Raw genomic sequence first — 23,930 nt, 5'->3', positions numbered from 1 at the left:
GCGAGCCCGCCGTGGATCAGGTGAAACCCCGTAAGGCGGGGACCTTCACCGAACCTGCACCTGGAAAATGGGCAGGCTGCCGAGCTGCCGGTACGCGGCCAGCGCCGACGGGTTCGCGTCGACCCGGGAGTCCCGCTTGTCCTGGTTGTGCGGGGTCTCGAAGTACACCATCGCGCGGATCCGGGGGAAGCGCCTGATCTGCACGCCCACCTCCCGGTAGAAGGCGGCCTGGTAACCGGGGTTGCGCCGGGAGGCCCACACGCCCCATTCGGCGACCATGAGCGGCTTGCTGGGATGTTTGCGGGTGGCCCACGCGTAGAAGCCGGGCCAGCTGGGGCGGGCCGAGGACTGGCGGTTCAGCATCTCGGTCAGGTCGCCGTGGCCGTAGCCGGGGTCGCTGTAGGAGTACGAGTCCATGCCGATCCAGTCGACCACGTCGTCGCCGGGGTACATGTCGTCGAACCAGGCGGTGTGCGGCACGTACGCCATGTGCACGAGGACGGTGACGAGGTTGTTCACCCCGCGGGCGCGCAGCCGCTGCACCACGTGCCGGTACATCGCGGCGTAGTCCTTGGCCGTGTAGCCCGAGCCCGCCTTGGGCCGGACGTTGTCCTCCCCCTCGTGGTGCACGGTGAAGAAGAACCGCTCCGGGAACGTCTTCTTGATGTGCGCGGCGAGCCGGTCGAGGAACGCGTCGGTGGCCGGGTCACCCTTGGCGATCTTCGCCCACGAGGTCTTGTACGGCTTCTTCCAGTTGATCAACAGCAGGCGCTCGCGGCCGGGCTGCCGGGCGATGGCGATCTCCTCCGGAGTCGGGAAGAGCTGTTTGATCCCCAGGTGATACGAGTGGTAGATGTCCTGGTGGCGCCCGGTCTTGCGTTCGAAGGCGGCCAGCGCGGTGGCCCCACGCGTGTCGGTGAACGCGCCCGGCGCGACCCCCCACATCACCCCGCAGGTCGGCACGAGTTTGGCGCCGACCCGGCAGCCGCCGCCGGTGGCGGGGCGGGGTGCGAGCGCACCGCCGGACGCGGCGGCCGAGGCGCTCGATGCCGCCGCGCGGGGGCGGCGGGACGTGGCGGGTGTGGCGGCGGCCCCGGCGGCCCCGCCCGTCCGGGCCTTGGTGGTGGCGGGCGCCGCGGACTGCCCCGATCCGGGCGACACCGGCTCGGCCGCGGGCGACCAGGCCACGCCCGGTCCGGCGACGGTGGGGTCGCCGAGCGCCTCGAACGGGAGTCCGATCTGCTGGACCCCGCCGGTCCAGGCCCAGGCGAGGGTGGTGGTGACCGACAGCGCGAAGGCGGTGGTCAGGCCGGTGAGGTAGAGAATCCGGGGACGGCGTATCACGATCGCCGAGTATCGGACCTAAAGTCCGTTTTGTCGACTACCGTCCGATTATCTGTCCGCGCGGGTCGCTCCGACCTACCCGGACAGCCCCGCTCGACCGCCGGGATCGCGGCTGCGAAACTGTCCCCTAGTCGGCCCCAGGGGGAAGAACGGTGAACGGTTCGATGCTGCCCGAGGACGTCCTGCGTGACGCGCCGTCGTACACGCCGCGCCCGCATGAGCTGGCGGACCTCGAACTGCTGCTCTCCGGGGCGTACACGCCGCTGACCGGGTTCCTCGGCCGCGCCGACCTCGCGGCGCTGGCCCGCCGGGGACGGCTCGCCGACGGGACACCGTGGCCGGTCGCGGTCACCCTCGAGGTGCCCGCCGAGGTGGCCCAGGACCTCGACCTTGGCAACCCGGGCGGGCGCACGATCGTGCTCACCGACCCCGAGGGCGCCCCGGTCGCCGCGCTGGAGGTCACCGACGCCTGGCCGAACACCGGCGGGCTGTGGGGGGTCGGCGGCTCCGTCCAGCGGCTCGGCGACGGCGGGCACGGGCCGTTCCAGCGGCTGCGCCGTACCCCGGAAGAGGTGCAGGCCCTGCTGCCGCCCGGCCGGGTCCTCGGCGTGATCGCGGACCGGCCGCTGCACCGCCCGCAGCTCGCGCAGATCGCGCACGCCGCCCGCACGCTGGCCGCCCACCTGCTGATCATGATCCCGGTCAGCGGCCCCGGCCCCGACGGGCTGCCGCCCGAGGCGCTGGTCCGGGCCGTCTTCGCCGCCCGCGACCGGATGCCACCCGCCACGATCGTGGCGGTGCCGCTGCTGCCGCGCGGCGACGAGATGCGCGACGCGCTGCTGCGGGCCCGGGTCGCCGGAGCATACGGCGTGACCCACGTGCTCTCCACCGGCGAGATGCTCTCCGGCGCGGGCCTGCGCGTGCTCGTCCCCCGCGACCTGGCCTACGACAACCGGGACGGGCAGTGGCGCTGGCGCGAGGACATCCCGCCGCGCAACCGGCGGCTCGCCCTGTCCCCGGCCGAGATCGCCGACCTGCTCGACCGCGGCTTCCCGCTGCCCGAGTGGCACACCCCGCCCGCGGTCGCCAAGGAACTGGTCCGGGTACGCCCGCCGCGCCGCCACCGCGGCCTGGTCGTGTTCTTCACCGGCTTCTCCGGCTCCGGCAAGTCGACCGTCGCTCGTGGTCTCGCCGACCACCTGCGGGAGAGCGGCGACCGTACCGTCACCCTGCTGGACGGTGACGTAGTTCGCCGGGAACTGTCGGCGGGGCTCGGCTTCAGCCGCGCCGACCGGGACCGCAACGTGCGCCGCATCGGCTGGGTCGCCGCCGAGATCGCCCGGCACCGCGGCATGGCCGTGGCCTGCCCGATCGCGCCGTACGCGGCGGCGCGCGCCGCGGCCCGGGAGATGGCCGGGCTGGCCGGGGCCGGTTTCGTGCTCGTACACGTAGCCACCCCGCTGGAGATCTGCGAGCAGCGCGACCGCAAGGGCCTGTACGCCCGCGCCCGGGCCGGTCAGCTGCGCGGCATGACCGGCATCGACGACCCGTACGAGGAGCCGAGCGACGCGGAGCTGGTGCTCGACACCACCGAGATCACCGTGCCGGAGGCGGTTGAGCTGGTCATGGCGCACCTGGTGGAGAACGGCTGGGTGGAGCCCAAACACGGATAGATCGTTTCTCGGCGCGCGTGAGCAGTTACGTACCGGCGTACCGGCCGTTTACCCCTCAGGGGATAACCACCCGAATGCCGTCAACTCTCACTCACCCGCGAAAGGGCCGCCGAACCCATGGAAGCGACTCGTCCGGTGTCCGCCGACCTCTCGCACTACCTGGGCGTGTTCCGCCGCCACTGGTGGGTCGTGCTCGCCGCGACCGGCCTCGGGATCGGCGCGGGTGCGGGTGTCACCGCCGTACTGCCCAAGGTGTACGAGGCCAACACCTCGGTGCTCGTGCAGCCCGTGGACCAGGACACCAACGCGCAGGGCGGGCGGACCAAGGGCACCATCAACCTCGACACCGAGGCCCAGCTCGTCGGCTCCGGCGCGGTCGCGGCCAAGGCCGCCGAGCTGCTGCGCACCTCGGACTCGCCACTCGACCTGGCCCGGTCCGTCTCCGTCGAGGTGCCCGCCAACACCACGGTGCTGGTGATCCGGTACGAGGCGGACACCCCGAAGGGCGCCCAGGCCGGCTCCCACGCGTTCGCCGAGGCGTACCTGCGTAACCGGCAGGAGACCGCCCGGTCCGGCCTGGACCAGCAGATCAAGTCCCTGGCCGCGAAGATCAAGCAGCTCACCGACGGCATCTCGATGCTCAACTCGAAGCTGGCCGCGTCCAAGCCGGGCAGCTCCCAGCGCAGCAACCTGGAGAGCCTGCGCGGCAACTCGCAGAGCCAGCTCAACAACCTGACCGCGCGGCTCAACGAGCTCACCACCACCACCGTCGGGGCGGGCAACATCATCAGCGACGCCCGGGAGCCGGACGAGCCGTCCAGCCCCGACGGGATGCTCACCATGGGCACCGGGGCGATGATCGGGCTGCTGCTCGGCCTGGCCCTCGCGTTCCTGCGAGAACGGGTCGACGGGCGGCTGCGCACCGCGGCCGACGTCCGCGACCGCGCGCGCGTCCCGGTCCTGGCCGCGCTGGACGAGCGGACCACCCCGCACTTCGACGACGTGCTGCAGCCGTACGGGCCGGGCGGGCGGGTGTTCAACCGGCTCCGCAACGAGGTGCTGGCCAGCCTGCGCCCCGGCGACCAGGTCATCGTGGTGACCGGGGCCAGCCGGGGTTCGGCGTCCACGCTGGTCGCGGCGAACCTCGCCGCCGCGCTTGCCCGTACCGGAAGCGACGTCGTGCTGGTGGGTGCGCACCTGCCGGACAGCGTCGTGGAGGCGGCGCCGCTGGCCCGGATGCTCGGGGTCTCCGCGATCCCGGGCCTGTCCGACCTGCTGGCCGGGCGGATCACGCTGGCCCGCGCGATGCAGCGCACCCCGCGCATTCCGTCCCTGCGGGTGATCACCACGGGCGGCGCGGCCACCGCGGCCGGGCTGATGCAGTCGCAGCGGCTGCGCGACACGCTGGAGACGCTGCGCCGTCAGGCCGGGTACGTGGTGATCGAGGCGCCGTCGACCAACAGCAGCGCCGACGCGCAGAGCCTGGCCAGCCTCGCCGACGCCGCGATCCTCGCGGTCGAACTGCGCCGCGCCCGCCGGGCCGCGCTGCTCGACGCGGCCGAGCAGCTGCACCGGGTGGGTACCCCGCTGCTCGGCGCCGTGGTCCTGCCCCGGCTGGCCGCGCTGCGCTCCGACGAGGCCAACATGCCGGTGGTGACGCTCACGCCGCCGTCGCCCGGCGCCGAGCGCACCCAGCCCCGGCCCGACGAGACCATGGTGCTGGACACCGAGAAGACCCAGCAGCTGCGCCTGCCCACCGGCAATCCCGCCGCGCCGGCGCCCGGGGCCATCGGCAAGGTCGCACCCTCGGCGACCCGGGAACGGCCGGTCGACCTCGGCGGCACCAGCGCCGCGATCCGGCCCCGGCTCGGCACGGACCACGAGGCCACCGCGATCATCGACCTGAAATCGGGGGCATCCGCCACGGCCCCGGACGCCGACTCCGCTGACGGCGCGCCGAGCGACGACCGGTGACGCTGGTCGTCGGCCGCGGCACCGGCCCCGCGCACGGAGCCACCGCCGCACGGCCGGTGAGCCTGCCCGCCTGGCCGGTCACCGCCCTGCTGGCGGCGTATCCACTGTGGTGGGCGCTCGGCCTCGGTGTGCTGATCTTCCCGCTGCTGGCGGTGCCGATGATGGTGCTGCTGGCGCGGCGCCGGGCGGCCGGGCGGCGGCTGCGGCTGCCCCCCGGCGCGCTGTTCTGGGCGCTGTTTCTCGCCGCCGTCGTCATCAGCCTGTCGGCGCTGGGCGCCGACCCGCCCGGCACCGTCGCCGACCACGGCAGCAACCGGATGCTGGGGGCGGTGTTCAAGCTCGGCATGTACGCGTCGCTGACCGCCCTGCTGCTCTACGCGGGCAACCTCACCGACGCGGAACTGCCCCGGCACCGCCTGGTCCGGCTGCTCGGCGGCCTGTTCGTCGTCACGGTCGCGGGCGGGCTGCTCGGCATGGTGGCGGGGCGCTTCCAGTTCACCTCGCCGGTCGAGTGGCTGCTGCCGGACGACATCCGCGCGAACGGCTTCGTGCAGTCGCTGGTGCACCCGTACGCCGCGCAGATCATGAACCTGGTCGGGGGTGACCGGCCCCGCCCCGCCGCGCCGTGGGGTTACACCAACACCTGGGGCAACGTCTTCTGCCTGCTCATCGCCTGGTTCGTGGTCGCGATGTTCGCCCAGTCCACGCGCGGGCTGCGGGACCGCGTGTTCGCGGTGGCCGTGCTCGCGCTCTCCCTGCTGCCCGCGATCTTCTCCCTGAACCGGGGCCTGTGGATCGGGCTCGCGGTGATGGGCGCGTACGTGGCGCTGCGCTTCGTGCTGGCCGGGCGGCTGTGGATTCTCGGCGCGGTGGCGGTGGCCACGGCCGGGCTGGCCGTCGCGCTGGTGGCCAGCCCGCTCGGTGACGTCGTCGAGGCCCGCCTCGACAACGGCAAGTCCAACGGGGTGCGCTCGTTCCTCGTCGAGCGGGCCCTGGACGGCTTCGTCGAATCGCCCGTGATCGGGTACGGCGGCACCCGCAACACCCTGGGGGGCCGCAACTCCATCACGGTCGGCGAACGCGCCGACTGCGGCCGCTGCGGCAACTTCACCGTCGGCGGCAACGGCCAGCTGTGGCAGGTGCTGTACTCGCACGGCGCCGCCGGCACGATCGGCTACCTCGGCTTCTTCACGTACGGGCTGTGGCGCTTCCGGCGCGACCGCACCGCGATCGGCATCGCCGGCAGCGCCGCGATCGTCTCGTCGTTCTCCGCCATGCTCTGGTACAACGCACTCGTCACCCCTCTGGCCTTCATGTTCCTGGCCTACGCGCTGCTGTGGCGCAACGAGACAGAGGGGCGACCATGAGTCCAGTCAAGACAGCCCCGGCGGAGTTGACCGCCGGGGACGCAGCACTACGCGCCCAGTACCTGACCGAGGTACTCGGGCTGCTCTACCCACCACCATGCGCGGCCCATCGCGGCCGCGCCGCGGGCGAGACCGTCGCCGAGTACGTGGTGGTGCCGGACGCCCGCAAGCCGCGGCTGCTCGTGCCGACCTCGCGGAAGGTCGCGGCCGCCGCGGTCCGCCGGTACGCGGAGCCGCAGTCGCGCACCGCCCGGCTCAAGCGCGACGCCGTGGTCGCCGCGCTGCGCACCGGCATGTCCGGGCTGCTGCTGCGCGACCGGATCCGGGTGACCGGGCCGGTCGAGGAGAGCATCGACGGCCACCTGCGGGCGGCGCTCGGCCGGGAGCTGTCGGTGAGCATCCACATCGGACCGGCACGGGCCAACCGCAAGCCGGTGCTGCAGCTGATCAGCCCGGCCGGGGAGACGTTCGCCTTCGGCAAGCTCGGCACCGGCCCGCTCACCCAGCGCCTGGTCCGGGAGGAGACCAACGCGCTGGTCGCGCTGGGCGCCGCCGGGCTGAGCAAGCTGACCGTGCCCCGGGTGCTGCACGCCGGGCAGTGGCGCGGCATGCAGGTGCTGGTGCAGTCGGCGCTGCCGGTGTGGCTGCCCCGGGCACCGCTGGACCCACGCCGGCTGGCCGCCGCGATGCTCGACGTCGCCGGCTGCTGCGGGTACTTCACGGCCACCCTGACCGCCAGCGCGTACTGGGGTGAGATGCGGGGGCGCCTGGCCGCCGTGGCCGACCGGGCGGAGGGGCGGGCCCTGGCCACCGCGGCCGACCTGCTGGCCGGGCGCGTCGGCGACACGATGCTGCGCTTCGGCGCGTGGCACGGCGACTGGGCCCCGTGGAACATGGCGAACCTGGCCGACGCGCTGCTGGTCTGGGACTGGGAACGGTTCGCCACCGGGGTGCCGGTGGGCTTCGACGCGGTGCACTACGAGCTGCAGCGGCGCATCCAGGCCGACGGCGACGCCGCCGCGGCGGTGGACGCGACCGTACGCCGCGCCGGGGAGCTGCTGGCCCCGTTCGGGCTGGCCCCCGAGGTACGGGAGCTGACCGCGCTGCTGTACCTCGTGGATCTCGCCGCCCGCTACCTGTCCGACCGCCAGGCCGAGGCCGGCGCCCGGCTGGGCGTGCTCGGCACCTGGCTGCTCCCGGTGCTGATCCGCCGGGTGGAGGAGCTCTGACATGGACGTACGCAAGGTTCCCTCACCGGTCAAACGGGTGGTGCACCTCGGCTCCCGCTCGTACGGGCGGCTCACCGCGACCACCCGGATGACCCCGTCGTTCCTGATCTGCGGCGGCCAGCGCTGCGGCACCACCTCGCTGTACCGGGCGCTGGCCGCGCACCCCGTTGTGCTCAAGGCGGTGCTGCACAAGGGGGTGCACTACTTCGACACCGGCTACGACCGGGGCATGGCGTGGTACCGGGGCCACTTTCCGCAGCACCGCCACGACGAGCGGGTCCGCGCCAAGTACGGCGAGCCCGCCCAGACGTTCGAGTCCAGCCCGTACTACATGTACCACCCGCAGGCGGCGGCCCGGATCGCCGCGGACCTGCCCGGGGTGAAGATCCTCGTGCTGGTGCGCGACCCGGTGGAGCGGGCGTACTCGCAGCATGCCCACGAGGTGGCCCGCGGCTTCGAGTCCGAACGCGACTTCGGCGCGGCGCTGGCGCTGGAACCGGCCCGGCTGCACCGGCAGGAGGAACGGCTGGCCGACGACCCGCGGTACTACAGCTTCGCCCACCAGCACCACGCCTACCGGGCGCGCGGCGAGTACGCCCGCTACCTGGGCGCGATGGCCCGGCACCTGGACCGCGAGCGGATCCACGTGGTGGAGAGCGAACGCTTCTTCACCGAACCGGAGCAGGTGTACGACGAGGTGCTGGACTTCCTCCGCCTGCCGCAGGGGATGGCCGAACCGCCGTTCGAGAAGCACAACGCGCGGCCGCGTGCGACCGACATGGATCCGGCCGTCCGCCGGGACCTGACGGCCCACTTCGCCCCGCACGACGAGGCGCTGATCACCTGGCTCGGCCGGACCCCGGTCTGGCGCCGCCGATGACCCGCACCGCCGCCCCGGCCCCACCCCTGGAGCCGCGCGCGGCCGGGGCCGGGACCCGGGGGGCCGCCCGGGGCGGGATCGCGGGAGTCGTGGGATCCGCGATCGCGGGGGGCACCGGGGTCGGCGTCACCTGGATCGTGGCGCGGTCGCTGGGCGCCGAGCAGGCGGGCGCGTTCTTCGCCGCCACGGCCGCGTTCGTGCTGGTCGGCGGGCTGGCCAAGCTGGGCACGCAGACCGGGCTGGTGTACTGGCCGGCCCGGCTGCGCGCGGGCGGGCGGGCGCACCTGCTGGGCGCCTGCCTGCGTACGGGCCTGGTGCCGGTGGCCGCCCTGGCGGTGGCGCTCGCGGCCGGCATGTGGCTGGCGGCGCCCGCGATCGCCCGGGTCACCGCCGAGGACACCCCGGCGGTGCTGGCCCAGCACACCGCCGGGCTGCGGGTGCTGGCGGTGTTCCTGCCGTTGCAGGCGCTGACGGACGCGCTGCTGACCGCGACGCGCGGCTACCGGGCGATGCGGCCCACGGTGCTGCTGGACCGGCTGCTGCGCAGCGGGCTGCAACTGCTGCTGGTCGGCGCGGCCGGGGTGGCGGCCCTGTGGAGCGCCGCGAACCTGCCGCTGTTCGCGGCCGCGTGGGCGGCGCCGTACCTGCCGGTGGCGGTGCTGGCCGGGCTCGGCCTGCGGCGCATCTACCGGGCCGGGAAACCGGCCGCCGCCGCGCCGGTCCAGCGGGCCGAACTGCGGGCGCTGCGCCGCGACTTCTGGGTCTTCACCGGGCCCCGGGCGCTGGCCAGCGTCGCCCAGCTCGCCCTGCAACGGGTGGACGTGCTGCTGGTCGCCGCGCTGGGCGGGCTCGCCGCGGCCGCCGTGTACGCGGTCGCGGGCCGCTTCGTCGTGCTCATCCAGTTCGCCAACCAGGGCATCTCCCAGTCGGTGCAGCCCCGCCTCGCGGAGGCGCTGGCCACCGGCGACACGGACACCGCCAACCACCTGTACCGCACCGCGACCGGCTGGCTGGTGCTGGTCACCTGGCCGATCAGCCTGCTGGTGATCCTGTTCGCCCCGGTGTACCTGGCGCTGTTCGGCGACGGCTACCGCTCCGGGGCGCCGGTGGTGGTCGTGCTGGCCTGCGCGACGCTGGTCGCCACCGGGTGCGGCATGGTCGACATGGTGCTGGCGATGGCCGGGCGCACCTCGTGGAACCTCTACAACGTACTGATCGCGCTGGCCGTCACGATCGGCCTCGACGTGCTGCTCATCCCCCGCTACGGCGCGCTCGGCGCGGCGATCGGGCTGGGCTGCGCGATCCTCGCCAACAACCTGCTGCCGTTGATCCAGGTGGGCCGGGTGGCCCGGCTGCACCCGTTCGGGGCCGGGACGTGCGCCGCCGTGGCGCTGTCGGTGGCCTGCTTCGGCGTACTGCCCCGGCTGGTCACCGCGGCGGCCGGGACCGGCGCGTCCGGCCTGCTGCTGGCGCTGGGGGTGGCCGTGCCGGCCTTCTGCGCGGGCGCCTGGCTGCTGCGCCGCCCGCTCGCCCTCGACGCCTTCACCCGCCGCACGACCATCACCGAGGAGGACAGTTGAGCACGGACTACAGCCAGGTGTTCCAGGACACCGACGCGGTCGAGAAATACGAGCACGTCACGTACGCGCCGGACAGCTACGCGTCGCGGATCAACGAGCGGCAGGGCGCGTACGTGCGGGCCATGGTGGTCCGCGAGTTCGGCCCGAACCGGCCGGTGCAGCACGACTTCGCCTGCGGCACCGGGCGGGCGATCCGGACCCTGCACGGCCTGGTCCGCGAGGCACACGGGTACGACACCTCGGCCGAGATGATGGTGAAGGCCGCCGAGGTCGGCTCGCAGGCGCAGTGGCATCTGGTGGCGGCGGACGGCGACGTGCCCGACCCGGTGGTCACCGCGGGGCCCGCGATCGTGACGATGTTCCGGCTGCTGCTCAACGTGGACGACGAGGTACGGGACCGGGCGCTCGCGTTCGCCGCCAAGGCCCTGCCGACCCGCGCCGACGGCGTACTCGTGGTGGAGAACCACGGCAACACCGGCTCGGTGCGGCACCTGCGGGCGCGCCGGCACCGCGGCGACCGGTGGTTCGCCGAGCTGTCGCATGCGCAGGTGACGGCGCTGCTCGACCGGCACGGCTTCGAGGTGGTACGGCGGCGCGGCTTCTCCATGCTGACCCCGTCGCTGCACGAGAAGCGGATCGCCCGCGCCGCCGACGCGCTGGTCCGGCACGTGCCGGGCACCGGCCGATTCGCCGTGAACGTGCTGTACACGGCGCGGCGGAAGAAGTAAGCCCGTGCACAGACCCCTCATCGCCCTGCTGCTCGTCGGAGTCCTCGCGCTCGCCGGCTGTTCGTGGAGTCGGCGGGCCGAGCCCGAACCCACCCCCGCACCCGACCTGACCAGCCCCCCGACCGCGATCGCGGTCAACCCCGGGCCGTTCGAGTCGGGCCCGTTCGCCGCCCCCGCCGCCGGGGCGTACGTCGGTGCCTGGATCAAACCGGCCGAGTTCACCCACGGCGGCCGGGTCGACGCCGTCGACGGCCTGGAGGACGACCTGGGCCGGCGGCTCGACCTCGTCAACACGTACCGCCGGTTCGACGAGCTGGTCGGCACGAAGTCGGACCGGCACTTCCTCAAGCAGGGCTCGACGCTCATGGTCAGCTGGGCGACCGGCGACAACCGGTCCATCGTCGCCGGTTACCACGATCAGCTCATCCGGCACCAGGCGCGGGCGATGCGTTCGCTCAAGCGCCCGGTGCTGCTGCGGATGCGCTGGGAGATGGACCGGCCTAATCTGCGTGCCCAGATGTGGAGTTCGGAGGACTACGTGGCCGCGTGGAAGCACGTCCGGGCGATCTTCGCGGCCGAGGGCGCGGACAACGTGTCCTGGGTGTGGTGCCCGACCGCGGAGGGCTTCGCGCGCGGCGAGGCCCCGGACTTCTACCCGGGCGACGACCAGGTCGACTGGACCTGCGTCGACGTGTACGCGGGCAACCAGTTCCAGCCGATCGGCGCCCTGATGGGCCCGTTCCTGCGGTGGGCCGCGCAGCGTCACAAGCCGATCGTGGTGGGCGAGTTCGGGGTGGCCAAGGCGTGGGGCTCGGCGGGGCGGGCGGCGTGGCTGCGCGACGCGGCCCGTACGTTCAAGGCGAACCCGCAGATCAAGGCGGTCGTGTACTTCGAGTCCGACCCCGTGGGCAACGGCCCGAACCAGCAGTTCCAGCTGACCGGGGACCGGGCCGCCTTCAAGGCGTTCGCGGCGCTGTCGCGCGACCGCTATTTCAATCCCCCGCGACCTCGCTCGCCGAACCCCCGCTGACCTGCCGAGAGAAGAGGGCTTCGACGCCGCGGCGATCCGGGCCCGCACCGAAGGCACTGTGGTCTATCTGGAGAACGGCTCCTACGTAGCCTGATCCGTCGTGGCAGTTGCCCGCCGTGGCATTAGTGGGCTTCTAGGCGCGACCCCTATGCCACAACTTGACTGCGTCTGGCATGACGTAGTCCGGGAACGGCTCCGTTTCCGGATCGACTCCGATCGAGGCACTGGCGCCGGTGACACGAAGAAGCATCTTCGTGCCGTCTGCGCAGACCAGGCTCACACCGCTCGGGGAACTGCCCCGCGCGTCGGTCGGGCCGAGGTCCGATAGCGCAACGAGCTGCCATGAGCGGAACTTCGTCGGGCGTGCGACGTCGAGGAGCTGGACAACGAAGATGGCCAGGCGCGGAGCGCGGCGGGCAGGCGGCGGCATCTCGTCGGGCACCGGGACCGGTGTCTCACCGGGCCAGATCGCACCGAAGATCATCGCGGAGGCGGACGACTGAAAGCGAACCCTGACGCCGCTGATAGACCGGCTCTTGGACGTCTGGATATTCGGCCCCCATGGCTCCGTGGCATCGCCGTAGCGGTCAACCTGCACGATGTCCGGGTGCTCGCTCGCATTGAGCACAACTTCGATGACGTCAAGAATCTCGGCCAGCCGCATTCTGCTCCGATCCATATCTGTTCAGGGCGTGGGGAGTCTAGCCACGGGCGAATCCTGGCAAGGCCGGTGACCGATGGGCCGGTGGTGCCCGCGCATTCGCCGAGCACGAGGTAACCCAGCCATACGGATCAGTGGTAGACGGCATTACGTAGCATGCTGCTCCCCGCCCCGATTGAGCCCTTGGTCCAGCCCAAGAAGCGGTCGTACAGATCCGGAACGGCTCCGCGCGCACCTGCGACCCAGTCATCGATCGCGTCGACCAGGCATGAGCCGAGGTAGATGGCAAGGCCCGTCGGGAAGCGCTCGTACTGCTCGGCGAGCTCGACCTTCGCAGTAGCGCACGGCCATGCTCGGCCGCAGGCGCGGCAGTCCCATGACGGCCGTTCCGCCTGATGTTCTTTACACGACTCCAACATGGCGGCGTCCCTCCGTTGCAGCGGGTCTGCGCTGGGAAAGGCGAGCCGACCCGGCCTCGGCGGCAGCAGCCCGACCCGCCCCGGCAGTCACGCTAGGGTTCAGGGGAATCACAGCTCAATGCTTGTGCGGGCGTGTGCGTCGCAATTGGTTCAAGCGCCTATCGCGTCGATCGCGGCGGTGATGCGCGAGCGCGCTGCGACCCCGTACAGGGCGGCGTCGGACAGCTCAGCGAAGACCTGGGCGTACATCGCAATCTCGCGGGGCTGCGTCACCGTGAGATGCCCGGAGACCAACTCGATGGCGACCTGTTCGTCATCGAACATGTAAAACGCCTCTACCGGCCACGCGCCGCCCCGGTCTGGGTGGAAGGGCAGGATTCCCAGACTTACGTTCGGCAGGGCCGACATGGCAATCAGGTGGCCGAGTTGTCCAGCCATGACCTCGGCGCCGCCGAAACCGGCAGCGAGCGCAGACTCCTCGATCAGACAGGCGAACCGACGACGCGAGTCGCGGAGCACCTGCTGGCGCATCATCCGCGCAGCGACGGCTTCCGCGATGTCGTCCGGCAACGCCCGACGGCGACCGATGGCGGTAAGGACCTCCGTCGTGTACGCCTTCGTTTGTAGGACACCCGGGAGAATGTTCGGCGTGTAAATGCGGAAGTGCCGCGTGCGCTGGTACAGCGGGAGGCGGGACTCCTGAGCGTGTCGTAGTCCGCTGCGCTCCATGCGGCGCCACTCGACCCACATCGTTTCGACGGCGCGGAGCGAGGCGATCAGGTCCGGGATCTGGTCGGGCACGCCGCAGTGTTCGCACCATGCACGCACGTCAGCCTCCGAAGGTGCCGCGAACCCGTGCTCGATCCGCGACACCTTCGCGTGGTGCCGACCCATTCGCCCCGCGAGTAACACCGCTGTGAGCCCAGCCTCTACCCGGATCTCACGAAGCCTCAGCCCAAGGGCCTCGCGGGCTTGCTGGGCGCTGGACGACGAAGACGCAGGCAACGGGGCCTAGCTTGTGGGCAGTCGGTAGTCCGCGTGTGGCGTACCCTGCGCCCAAGCGACATCGAACGCTTCAGTGAGCCGCGCTGCTAGCACGGCGTCGTCGCGTAGTTCCTCATCGATCCAGTCACCGTCGCCGTTGAAGTGGTTGAACACCACGACATCATCGATGACCCAGAAGTCAGCCGGCGGAAGGAACAGATCCGTCGCGACGCGGCGCGAGAGCCAGCGGACATCCTCGCCGGCCGCGAGGTTGTGGGCCGCCGTGATGTCGTACTCATAGTGGACGTAGTCGGAGACAGGCTCAGAGATGACGCGAAGTCGGCGAACGGCGACGCCCCTCGCGGTGACCTCGCGGACCATATCGGACCACCCCGCCCGCGTCACGGCGACATCCGGCAGCTGCCCCGCCCGCCAGGTTCGCCAGTCCGGGTCATCGAGCGTGTACCAGTCCCGCAACTCGAGGTGAATCGCTGACCGGGTGGACGCCTTGAGGAGGTCAGCGATCCTCGACCCCGGCACCATACACCTCCTGCAGGAACGGAACCATGCGGCTCGGCAGCCGGAGCACTGTCTCACGATCGGGAATCGGGCCGGTCGCCTGGACGGCGGCAAGCGTCGCCGCGTCTTCGATCTTCCAACCTTGAACCACGATGCTTCCGTCCTCGTCGTCCACCCACACCGTCGGTGAGCCACCATCAGGGCTGCCGGGGTCCTTGCCGATGAACCGCAGCGACATCTTGGTCTCCTAACGGGTCCTCGTAGGCACGTTGTGAGCGAGTCTGCGCGTCGATGCTCGGCGACTCAAGAGGGTGTGCGGAAGTGTGCGCGGCTCTTTGCAGCCGCCAGGGACCGTAGGAACGCATCCCTATCCCGACAGTCCTCGTAGGCGGGGCCGGACCATCCGGGTACCCGGCGGGATCCAGGCGATCGGCCGTCAGGCGTAGCCGCCTGATACGGCAAGTTCGTGAGGATCAGCGGCGGGCGGAGACGGCTAGCAGGCGCAGCGCGTACGGGGCGCCCTGGCTCAGATAGCGGCGCGCCAGGCGGCGCGGCTCGCTGCCCAACCGGTGCACCCATTCCAGGCCGGTGCGCTGCATCCAGCGCGGCGCGCGCCGTACGTCGCCGGCCACGAAGTTGACCGCGGCGCCGCAGCCGACGAACCAGGTCTGCGGCAGGTCGGTGCGCAGCCGGGAGATGACCTGCTCCTGCTTGGGGAAGCCCAGGCCCACCAGGACGACGTCCGGCTGCGCGTCGACCACCTTGGCGCAGAACTGCGCGTACCGGGTCTCGTCATGCTCGAAGCCGAACTCCGGGCACAGGGTGCCGCCGACGCGCAGGCCGGGGCAGGCGGCGGCGAGCCGGTCCGCCGCCCGGGTGGCGCCGTCGGGCAGGTCGTCGGCGCCGGGCGCCCCGCCGATCACGAAGATCGAGCGGTCGTCGCGGCCGAGACCCTCCGACAGGGACCAGACCAGGCTGCTGCCGGCGACCCGTTCGGGCAGCGGCATCCCGGTCAGGCGGCTCGCCCACACCAGCGGCATCCCGTCCGCCACGACCAGGTCAGCGTCGTCGAGGAACGCCCGCAGGCCCGGATTGGCGCGGGTCATCCGCAGGATGTCGACGTTGGGGGTGATGATCCGGCCGCCCCGGCCGCAGGCCAGCGCGTCCCGGACGACCGCGACGACCTCGGCCTCGGTGATCCGGTCGAAACCCGTCCCGTCGAGGTATACCCGCTCGAAAGCCTCGGTTGTCAATCCCACGCCTCCTTCAGCCTGGTTCGCTCGTTATAGGAGCGAAACGAATGAAGGCGGGACAAAGTGGCACGGGTGCTGTTTGTGGGCGGGCTAGGACGTAGCGGGACAACCCTGGTCGAGCGCCTGCTCGGCGAGCTGCCCTCCGTTCGCGCCCTCGGCGAGGTCGTCCACCTCTGGCAGCGCGACATCCGCGACGACGAGCGTTGCGGCTGCGGGGCACGGTTCTCCGCCTGCGCGTTCTGGCAGCAGGTCGGCGAGCGGGCGTTCGGCGGCTGGGGCACCGTTGACGTGGACCGCATCCAGGCCCTGCGCGACGCGGTCGAACGCACCCGGCACATCCCCCGGCTCGCCGCCGCCTCGCTACCCCCGGCGCAGCGCGCCGAGGTCCGCGAGTACGCCGCCTACTACGCCCAGGTGTACGCGGCGGCCGCCGAGGTCTCCGGCGCCGCGGTGGTGGTGGACTCTTCCAAGCACAGCGCGCTCGCCCACGTGCTGCGCTGGGCCGACGACGTGGACCTGCGGGTGGTGCACGTGGTACGGGACGCGCGCGGGGTCGCGTACTCGTGGACCAAGACGGTGGCCCGGCCCGAGACCGACGGCGCCGAGGAGATGACGCGCTACTCCCCCGGCCGCTCGGCTCTGCTGTGGAACGCGCACAACGCCGCGTTCGGCCTGCTGGCCCGCCGCGGCGTCGCGGTCCGCCGGGTTCGCTACGAGCAGTTGCTGGCCGATCCGCGCCAGGCGTTGCGCGAGCTGGCCGCGTACGTCGATCTGCCGCTCACGGACGCCGACCTGGACTTCCTCGGCGACGGGCACGCCGACCTGACGGTGGGGCACAGCGCGGCCGGCAACCCGATGCGGTTCCGGGTGGGCCGCGTCCCGCTGCGCCACGACGACGCCTGGGTGCGCGCCCTGCCACGGGGTCAGCGCCGCCTGGTCGGCGCGGTGTGCGCACCCCTGCTGCGCGCCTACGGCTATCCGCTCAACCCCGCAGCCCCTCAGGAGGCGTGATGAACTGGCCGTCCGTCGGCGTCGTGATCCCCACCCGCAACCGCCCCGAGCTGGTACGCAAGGCCATCGCCGCGGTACGCGAGCAGGAGTATCCCGGCGCGCACACGGTCGTGGTCGTCTACGACCAGGCCGAGCCGGACCACACGCTCGCCACCGCCGAGGGCGTCGGGGTGCAGGTGCTGACGAACCGGCGCGCCTCCGGGCTGGCCGGCGCCCGCAACACCGGCATCCTCGGCCTGGACACGGAGTTCGTGGCGTTCTGCGATGACGACGACACCTGGGCGCCGGACAAGCTGCGCCGGCAGGTCGCGGCGCTGCTGGCCGAGCCGGACGCCGAGTTCGCGACGTGTGCGATCGAGGTGGAGTTCGAGGGCCGCACCACGGCGCGGCTGGCCGGCTGCAGCCGGGTCACCGTGGATCAGCTCGCCCGCTCCCGGATGGCGATGCTGCACTCGTCGTCGTTCCTGATCCGCCGCGAGGCGCTGGCGGAGGATGCGATCGGGCTGGTCGCCGAGGACGCCCCGGGCAGCCAGAACGAGGACTGGGATCTGCTGCTGCGCGCCGCCCGCCGGACCCCGATCGTGCACGTGGACGAGCCGCTGGTGCGGGTGCTGTGGGGCCGCACCTCGCACTACGCGTACGAGTACGCCACGAAGATCTCCTCGCTGCGGTGGATGATGCAACGCCACCCCGAGATCAGCGGCTGCCGCCCCGGCGCCGCCCGGGTCTACGGCCAGCTCGCCTGCTGGTCGGCGGCCAGCGGCAACCGCAGCCAGGCGTGGCAGTTCAGCAAGGAGGCGGTACGGGCCAACTGGCGCGAGCCGCGTACCGCGATCGCGCTGGCGGCCATGACGGGGGCCGTCAAGGTGGAGAACGTTCTCTCCGCGCTGCACAAGCGGGGCCGTGGGATCTAGCCGTTAGCGAGCGCACGCCAAGGTAGCCCAGCCGGCGAAGGTCACTCTTTTGCGCACACCCGGTCGTCAGGTAATGTTCGCACGTGTTCGAATCAGTGCGGTTGATCCGACGTAGCGGCATGCGCCGCCCGGGCCAGGGCGTCCGCTGATGCTGGCGCAGCAACGCCAGGCGGCGATCCTGGACCGGGTACGCGCCTCGGGCGGCGTGCGGGTGAGCGAGCTCGCCACCGAGTACGGCGTCTCCGACATGACGATCCGGCGCGACCTGGAGGCCCTGGCCGACCGCGGGCTGCTGGAGAAGGTACACGGGGGGGCCACCACGGTGACCCCGGGCTCGGCGCACGAGCCCGGCTTCGCCGCGAAGTCGGAACGCCAGCGCACGGAGAAGGCCGCGATGGCGATGCGCGCCGCGGCACTGGTGTCCCCCGGCGACGCCATCGCCCTGTCCGCGGGCACCACCACCGCCGGGCTGGCCCAGCGCCTGGTCGACGTGCCGGAGCTGACCGTGGTGACCAACTCGATCCCGGTCGCGGACATCTTCTACCGGGCCGGGCGCCCGGATCAGACCGTGGTGCTCACCGGCGGCACCCGGACCCCCTCCGACGCGCTGGTCGGGCCGGTCGCGGTCGCCGCGATCGGCACGCTGCACCTGGACATGCTGTTCCTGGGCGTGCACGGGATGAGCGAGCGGGCCGGTTACACCACGCCGAACCTGATGGAGGCGGAGGTCAACCGGGCGCTGGTCGAGGCGGCGGAACGCCTCGTGGTGCTGGCCGACCACACCAAGTGGGGCACGGTCGGCATCTCCTCGATCGTGCCGCTGGACGCCGCCGACGTACTCATCACCGACGACGGCCTGGACGCCGCGGCCCGGGACCTGCTGGCGGAACAGGTGGCCGAGCTCATCGTGGTGACCGCTCCGTGATCGCCCAGCGCACCGCGATCGAACTGAGCGACGGCCGGGAACTCATCTACTTCGACGAGAAGCCCGGCGCGGACCGCTCGTTCCCGGACCGGCGTCACCTACCGCCCCCGCCACCCGCCTCGCAGCTGCGGCTGGACCCGCTGGTGGACGAGTGGGTCGCGGTCGCCGCGCACCGGCAGACCCGGACCTTCCTGCCGCCCAGCGACCGGTGCCCGCTGTGCCCGTCCACTGCGGACTTCGCCAGTGAGATTCCGGCGGACGACTACGACGTGGTGGTCTTCGAGAACCAGTTCCCGTCGTTCAGCGACCGGGTGGCACCGGACGAGATCACCGAGCTGACCGAGGCGGTCCCGGTGCGTTCCGGTATCGGGCGCTGCGAGGTGGTCTGCTTCACCAGCGACCACACCAGCTCGTTCGGCGCCCTGTCGCCCGAGCGGGTCCGCACGGTGATCGACGCGCTGGCCGACCGCACCGAGCTGATGTCCGCGCTGCCCGGGGTGGCGCAGGTGTTTCCGTTCGAGAACCGCGGCGTCGAGATCGGGGTGACCCTGCACCACCCGCACGGCCAGATCTACGCGTACCCGATGCTGCCGCCGCGCACCCAGGCGATGCTGGGCGCGGCCCGCCGGCACGCGGCCACGACCGGGCGCAATCTGTACGCCGACGTGCTGGCGGCCGAGCAGAAGGCACAGGTACGGGTCGTCGCGGCCAACGAGCACTGGACCGCGTACGTGCCCGCGGCCGCGCGCTGGCCGTTCGAGGTGCAGGTGGCCCCGCACCGGCAGGTGCCGGACCTGCCCGCGCTCGACGACGCGGAACGCGACGCGTTCGGCCCGCTGTATCTGGACGTGCTGCGGCGCCTCGACGCGCTGTTCGGCCAGCCGATGCCGTACATCGCCGCGTGGCATCAGGCGGTCGTCGGCGCGGGCCGGGAGCTGGGCTACCTGCACCTGCAGGTGTTCAGCGTCCGCCGGGCCGCCGACAAGCTGAAGTTCCTGGCCGGATCCGAGTCCGCGATGGGCGTCTTCGTCAACGACGTCGTGCCGGAGACGGCCGCCCGGATGCTGCGCGACGCCTGCTGACCGGCGGCCCAAAGGCCACCCAAAGATTCCTTCCTAGGCTCCGGGCGTAGCCCGGGCGCACCCCACTTGGGACGCACCCGGAAACTTCTCGGAAGGAATCCCGTACAGATGAATATGCAATCTCGTGGCGTGTTCGCCGCCGGCATCGCCCTGGCGGGCCTCGTGGTGACCGGGGCACCCGCAGCGGCGCAGGAACCGGACGCGCCGACCTACGTCCGGGCGAACGTGAAGACCGGCGGCGCCGAGGTGCGCGGCCCGGAGTGGCTCAACTTCGACGACGCGGCGGTGAGCGACGACGGCCGTTTCACGGTCTTCTCCTCCAACGCGACGGATCTGGTCCCCGGCGACACCAACACCTCGTGGGACGTCTTCCTGCGTGACAGCGTCAAGGACGAGACGACCCGGATCAGCGTCTCCAGTTCCGGCGAGCAGACGACCTACGGTGGGGCCGGCCTGAAGAGCGCCTACAGCGGTGAGTCGTCGATGAGCGCCGACGGCCGGTACGTCGTCTTCACGTCGCACGGGCCGAACCTCGTGGCGGACGACACGAACAACTCCTCCGACATCTTCCTGCGCGACACGGTCGCCGGTACCACCACCCGGGTGAGCCTCACCGAGACCGGCGCCCAGGCCGACAAGCAGAGCTACCGCCCGGCCCTGAGCGCCGACGGTCGCTTCGTCGCGTTCGTGACCTGGGCCGCCCTGGTGGCGGGCGACACCGACACCCGGCCGGACGTGTACCTGCGGGACCTGACGTCCGGGCGCACCGTGCTGGTGAGCGAGTCCTACGACGGCTCACCGGTCGAGGTCGACGGCTTTGGCTTCGACGACCTGGCCATCACGCCCGGGGGCCGGTTCGTCGCGTTCCAGACGGACGCCACGAAGCTGGTCGCGGATGACACCAACGGCAGGGCCGACGCGTTCGTCAGGGATCTGCAGACCGGCACCACCGTCCGGGCCTCGGTGTCCGACTCCGGTGCGCAGGCCGACGCGGGCAGCTACTGGGCGTCGATCAGCGCGGACGGACGATACGTCGGGTTCACGTCGAATGCGAAGAACCTCGTGCCGGGCGTCACCGACGGCCGGTACCAGGCGTACGTGCGTGACCTGGCCGAGGGGACCACGACGCTGGCCAGCGTCCGTGACGGCGCCGCCTACGACGACGACTTCACCGAGTTCGCCCAGATCAGCCCCGACGGCCGGCACGTGGCGTTCCAGGTCGCGTCCTTCAAGGACCCGTACCCGACCGACATCTTCATCCGGGACCTCGACGCGCAGACCACCCGCCGGGTCACCGTGTCGCCCGCGGGTGGGCACCCCAACGGCGAGAGCTGGGGCGGACGGTTCAGCCACAACGGCCGGCACCTCGTCTTCAAGTCCGAGGCGTCGGACCTGGTCGACGGGGACACCAATCGCAGCAAGGACATCTTCGTCCGGCTGAACGTCGGCTGAGGATTGGGGGGCGGGGGGCCCGGGACAAGGCCCCCCGCATGGGAAGGGACGGCAGGCGCGCTGCAGCACGCCCACTGGCGGTTACCGGCATCAAGAGAACCGGTCGGCGCCCGGGACAAGGCGGCCGGACCGGCGGGCGACCCTTGAGTGGCACCGCCTGCATCCGTTCTGCCTAGAGAAACGAGGCCCATACCCCCCGGTTACGCGTCTCTAGCGCACAGTTTGTCCCGATTATGGATCATAGTTTGCCGGCCGGGCCGTAGTACGCCGCCCGCATCAACGCCTGCATGTCGTCCAGCATCGGCATCCGCGGGTTGGCCGGGGCGCACTGGTCCAGGTAGGCGTTCATCGCCTGCTGCGGCAGGGCCGCCAGGAACGCCTGCTCGGCCACGCCGGCGGCCCGGAACGACGGCGGGATGCCCACCGCGTCGCGCAACCGCTCGACCGCGGCCGCGTACGACTCCACCCCCTGCTCCGGGGTGTCCGCGGGCAGGCCCAGGGCCCGGGCGATCTCCTGGAACCGCTCCGGCGCGGTGTACCGCTCGTACTTGGGCCAGGCCGTCAGCTTGGCCGGAACCGTGCCGTTGTACCGGATCGCGTGGGGCAGCAGGATCGCGTTCGTGCGCCCGTGTGCGATGCGGAACGTGGCACCCAGGGTGTGCGCCATGGCGTGCACGATGCCGAGAAACGCGTTGCCGAACGCCATGCCCGCGACCGTCCCGGCGTTGTGCATCTTCTCCCGCGCCCGCGGGTCCGCCCCGCCGTCGCGGACCGCCCGTTCCAGGTTCTCGAAGATGAGCCGGATCGCATGCAACGCCAGCCCGTCGGTGAAGTCGTTGGCGTACACCGACACGTACGCCTCGGTGGCGTGGGTCAGCGCGTCGAACCCGCTGTCGGCCGTCACCACGGCAGGCAGGTCCGCGGTCAGTTCCGGGTCCACGATCGCCACGCTGGGCGTCAGCGCGTAGTCGGCCAGCGGGTACTTCTGCCCGGTGACCGTGTCCGTGATGACCGCGAACGGGGTCACCTCGGCGCCCGTGCCCGAGGTCGTCGGCACGCACACCAGCCGGGCCAGCGCCCCCGGCGCGGGGAAGCGGAACGCGCGCTTGCGCACGTCGAAGAACTTCTCCCGCAGGTCGGCGAAGTCGACGTCCGGGTGCTCGTAGAGCAGCCACATCACCTTGGCCGCGTCGATCGGCGAGCCGCCGCCGAGCGCGACGATGGTGTCCGGCCGGAACTCCCGCATCACCTCCGCGCCCCGGCGGACCGTGTCGATGCTGGGTTCCGGTTCGACGTTGTCGATGACCTGGATGGTGACCGGCTCGCCGCGCTCGCGCAGCACGGTGCTGACCCGGTGCACGTACCCGAGCCGGGTCATGGTGGCGTCGGTGACCACGGTGACCCGGCGGACGCCGGGCATGTCGCGCAGGTAGCGGATCGCGTTCGGTTCGAAGTAGACCTTCGGCGGCACCTTGAACCACTGCAGGTTGTTCGTACGCCGCCCGATCCGCTTGATGTTCAGCAGGTTCAGCGCCGACACGTTGTTGGACACCGAGGTGTGGCCGTAGCTGCCGCAGCCCAGCGTCAGCGAGGGCAGGTAGGCGTTGTAGATGTCGCCGATGCCGCCGTGCGAGGCGGGCGCGTTCCAGATCACCCGGACCGCCTTCACCCGGTGCCCGTACGCCTCGGCGACCGCGGCGTCGCAGGTGTGGATGACGGCGCTGTGGCCCAGGCCGTGGAACTCCACCATCTGCTCGGCGTACGCAAAGCCCTGCTCCTGGGTGTCGGCGTGGAGCAGCGCGAGGACGGGGCACAGCTTCTCGCGGCTCAGCGGCTCGGCCGGGCCGACCTCGCCGATCCCGGCCAGCAGGACCGAGGTGTCCTCGGGCACCGCGAACCCGGCCTGGGCGGCGATCCACGCCGCGGACTGCCCGACGACCGCGGTGTTCAGGGTGCCGCCCGCGCAGTCGGCCCCGTCGCCGTCCGGCGGGAAGAGGAAGCGTTCGAGCAGCGCCTTCTCGTGCGGGCTGGCGACGTGCGCGTGCAGCCGCCGGAACTCGTCAAGCGCCTGCGCCGCGATGGCGGAGTCCAGGATGACGGCCTGCTCGGAGGCGCAGATCATCCCGTTGTCGAATGTCTTGGACAGCACGATGTCGTGCACCGCGCGGCCCACGTCCGCGGTGGCGTGCACGTAGGCGGGGACGTTGCCCGCGCCCACGCCCAACGCGGGCTTGCCCGCCGAGTACGCGGCCCGCACCATCGCGTTGCCGCCGGTCGCCAGGATCACCGACACGCCGTCGTGGTGCATCAGCGCCTGCGTCGCGGCCAGCGACGGCTCGTCGATCCACTGCACGCAGTTCTCCGGCGCGCCCGCCGCCACGGCCGCCTCGCGCACCACCCGGGCCGCCTCGGCGCTGCACCGCTGCGCGTGGGGGTGGAACGCGAAGACGATCGGGTTGCGGGTCTTCAGCGCCAGCAGCGCCTTGAAGATGACCGTCGAGGTGGGGTTGGTGACCGGGGTGAGCCCGCACACCACACCGACCGGGTCGGCGATCTCCACGATGCCGTCGATGTCGTCGCGGCGCACCACCCCGACCGTCTTGAGCCCGGCCATGCTGTGCGTGACGTGCTCGGCCGCGAAGATGTTCTTGACGGCCTTGTCCTCCAGCACCCCGCGGCCGGTCTCCGCGACCGCGAGCTGGGCCAGCCGGCCGTGGTGGTGGATGGCCGCCACGGACGCCTTGCCGACGATGTGGTCGACCTGCTCCTGGGTGAAATCCGCATAGTCGGACAAAGCCTTCTCCGCGCCACGCACCAGTTCGTCCACCATGGCGTTCGTGTCCGACATATCCACACCCTTCGTCGTCCGGTCCCATGACCATCCTTGGACGAGGAGCGCGTGGTG

General features: G+C 71.9%; 20 protein-coding genes. 13 read left to right on the top strand and 7 right to left on the bottom strand.

Features of this window, described 5'->3' with window-relative positions:
* Window positions 1-45: 45 nt before the first annotated feature.
* On the bottom strand, window positions 46-1,344 hold the full coding sequence (locus EV385_RS19435) for a glycoside hydrolase family 26 protein (RefSeq protein ID WP_242624961.1): 1,299 nt from the start codon (window positions 1,342-1,344) through the stop codon (window positions 46-48).
* 164 nt (window positions 1,345-1,508) lie between these two features.
* Between EV385_RS19435 and cysC the strand changes: the two genes are divergently transcribed.
* From cysC to EV385_RS19395, 8 genes are all read left to right on the top strand, one after another.
* Window positions 1,509-3,017, top strand: a complete 1,509-nt coding sequence (cysC, locus tag EV385_RS19430; RefSeq protein WP_130513423.1) for an adenylyl-sulfate kinase — start codon at window positions 1,509-1,511, stop codon at window positions 3,015-3,017.
* Between the two features lie 135 nt (window positions 3,018-3,152).
* On the top strand, window positions 3,153-4,991 hold the full coding sequence (locus tag EV385_RS19425) for a Wzz/FepE/Etk N-terminal domain-containing protein (protein WP_242624960.1): 1,839 nt from the start codon (window positions 3,153-3,155) through the stop codon (window positions 4,989-4,991).
* Complete coding sequence (locus tag EV385_RS19420) at window positions 4,988-6,358, top strand: O-antigen ligase family protein (protein ID WP_130510747.1); 1,371 nt, start codon at window positions 4,988-4,990, stop codon at window positions 6,356-6,358. Before EV385_RS19425 ends, EV385_RS19420 begins: the two co-directional genes overlap by 4 nt.
* On the top strand, window positions 6,355-7,587 hold the full coding sequence (locus tag EV385_RS19415; RefSeq protein WP_130510746.1) for a hypothetical protein: 1,233 nt from the start codon (window positions 6,355-6,357) through the stop codon (window positions 7,585-7,587). The genes EV385_RS19420 and EV385_RS19415 overlap by 4 nt, the downstream gene beginning before the upstream one ends.
* Before the next feature lies 1 nt (window position 7,588).
* The gene (locus tag EV385_RS19410; RefSeq protein WP_130510745.1) at window positions 7,589-8,467 is read left to right on the top strand and encodes a sulfotransferase domain-containing protein; all 879 of its coding nucleotides are present in this window, start codon (window positions 7,589-7,591) and stop codon (window positions 8,465-8,467) included.
* Window positions 8,464-10,047 (top strand): lipopolysaccharide biosynthesis protein, encoded by a 1,584-nt coding sequence (locus tag EV385_RS19405; protein ID WP_130510744.1) that lies wholly within the window; start codon window positions 8,464-8,466, stop codon window positions 10,045-10,047. Before EV385_RS19410 ends, EV385_RS19405 begins: the two co-directional genes overlap by 4 nt.
* Window positions 10,044-10,775: a class I SAM-dependent methyltransferase gene (locus EV385_RS19400; RefSeq protein ID WP_130510743.1), complete on the top strand. Its 732-nt coding sequence runs from the start codon at window positions 10,044-10,046 to the stop codon at window positions 10,773-10,775. The genes EV385_RS19405 and EV385_RS19400 overlap by 4 nt, the downstream gene beginning before the upstream one ends.
* A gap of 4 nt (window positions 10,776-10,779) precedes the next feature.
* Window positions 10,780-11,805, top strand: coding sequence for a glycosyl hydrolase (locus EV385_RS19395; RefSeq protein ID WP_242624959.1), 1,026 nt, complete (start codon window positions 10,780-10,782; stop codon window positions 11,803-11,805).
* A 133-nt stretch (window positions 11,806-11,938) separates the two neighbouring features.
* Here the strand turns inward: EV385_RS19395 and EV385_RS19390 are convergent, their stop codons facing one another.
* The 5 genes from EV385_RS19390 to EV385_RS19365 all read right to left on the bottom strand — a co-directional run bounded on the left by EV385_RS19390 (window position 11,939) and on the right by EV385_RS19365 (window position 15,641).
* Window positions 11,939-12,469, bottom strand: coding sequence for a hypothetical protein (locus EV385_RS19390; RefSeq protein ID WP_130510742.1), 531 nt, complete (start codon window positions 12,467-12,469; stop codon window positions 11,939-11,941).
* A gap of 566 nt (window positions 12,470-13,035) precedes the next feature.
* A complete protein-coding gene (locus EV385_RS19380) occupies window positions 13,036-13,890 on the bottom strand; it encodes a helix-turn-helix domain-containing protein (RefSeq protein ID WP_130510740.1) in 855 nt (284 codons plus the stop codon).
* A gap of 6 nt (window positions 13,891-13,896) precedes the next feature.
* Window positions 13,897-14,409, bottom strand: coding sequence for a DUF6879 family protein (locus EV385_RS19375; protein WP_207229872.1), 513 nt, complete (start codon window positions 14,407-14,409; stop codon window positions 13,897-13,899).
* Entirely contained in the window at window positions 14,387-14,626 is a 240-nt protein-coding gene (locus tag EV385_RS19370) for a hypothetical protein (RefSeq protein WP_130510738.1), read from the bottom strand. Before EV385_RS19370 ends, EV385_RS19375 begins: the two co-directional genes overlap by 23 nt.
* Window positions 14,627-14,861: 235 nt before the next feature.
* Window positions 14,862-15,641 (bottom strand): WecB/TagA/CpsF family glycosyltransferase, encoded by a 780-nt coding sequence (locus EV385_RS19365; protein WP_130510737.1) that lies wholly within the window; start codon window positions 15,639-15,641, stop codon window positions 14,862-14,864.
* A gap of 63 nt (window positions 15,642-15,704) precedes the next feature.
* Between EV385_RS19365 and EV385_RS19360 the strand changes: the two genes are divergently transcribed.
* From EV385_RS19360 to EV385_RS19340, 5 genes are all read left to right on the top strand, one after another.
* Window positions 15,705-16,652: a sulfotransferase gene (locus EV385_RS19360; protein ID WP_130510736.1), complete on the top strand. Its 948-nt coding sequence runs from the start codon at window positions 15,705-15,707 to the stop codon at window positions 16,650-16,652.
* On the top strand, window positions 16,652-17,566 hold the full coding sequence (locus EV385_RS19355) for a glycosyltransferase family 2 protein (protein WP_130510735.1): 915 nt from the start codon (window positions 16,652-16,654) through the stop codon (window positions 17,564-17,566). Before EV385_RS19360 ends, EV385_RS19355 begins: the two co-directional genes overlap by 1 nt.
* Before the next feature lie 148 nt (window positions 17,567-17,714).
* Window positions 17,715-18,491 (top strand): DeoR/GlpR family DNA-binding transcription regulator, encoded by a 777-nt coding sequence (locus EV385_RS19350; protein ID WP_130510734.1) that lies wholly within the window; start codon window positions 17,715-17,717, stop codon window positions 18,489-18,491.
* Entirely contained in the window at window positions 18,488-19,573 is a 1,086-nt protein-coding gene (gene galT, locus EV385_RS19345) for a galactose-1-phosphate uridylyltransferase (RefSeq protein WP_130510733.1), read from the top strand. The genes EV385_RS19350 and galT overlap by 4 nt, the downstream gene beginning before the upstream one ends.
* A 108-nt stretch (window positions 19,574-19,681) precedes the next feature.
* Window positions 19,682-21,025 (top strand): TolB family protein, encoded by a 1,344-nt coding sequence (locus EV385_RS19340; RefSeq protein WP_130510732.1) that lies wholly within the window; start codon window positions 19,682-19,684, stop codon window positions 21,023-21,025.
* A gap of 238 nt (window positions 21,026-21,263) precedes the next feature.
* On the opposite strand, the gene adhE is transcribed toward EV385_RS19340, so the two are convergent.
* Window positions 21,264-23,873, bottom strand: coding sequence for a bifunctional acetaldehyde-CoA/alcohol dehydrogenase (gene adhE, locus EV385_RS19335; protein ID WP_130510731.1), 2,610 nt, complete (start codon window positions 23,871-23,873; stop codon window positions 21,264-21,266).
* Window positions 23,874-23,930 lie beyond the last annotated feature (57 nt).

The sequence above is a fragment of the Krasilnikovia cinnamomea genome, assembly GCF_004217545.1.
Classification (GTDB): Bacteria; Actinomycetota; Actinomycetes; order Mycobacteriales; family Micromonosporaceae; genus Actinoplanes; species Actinoplanes cinnamomeus.
Note: the sequence above shows the minus strand (reverse complement) of the source record. Positions and strands in the feature narration are given on the sequence as shown.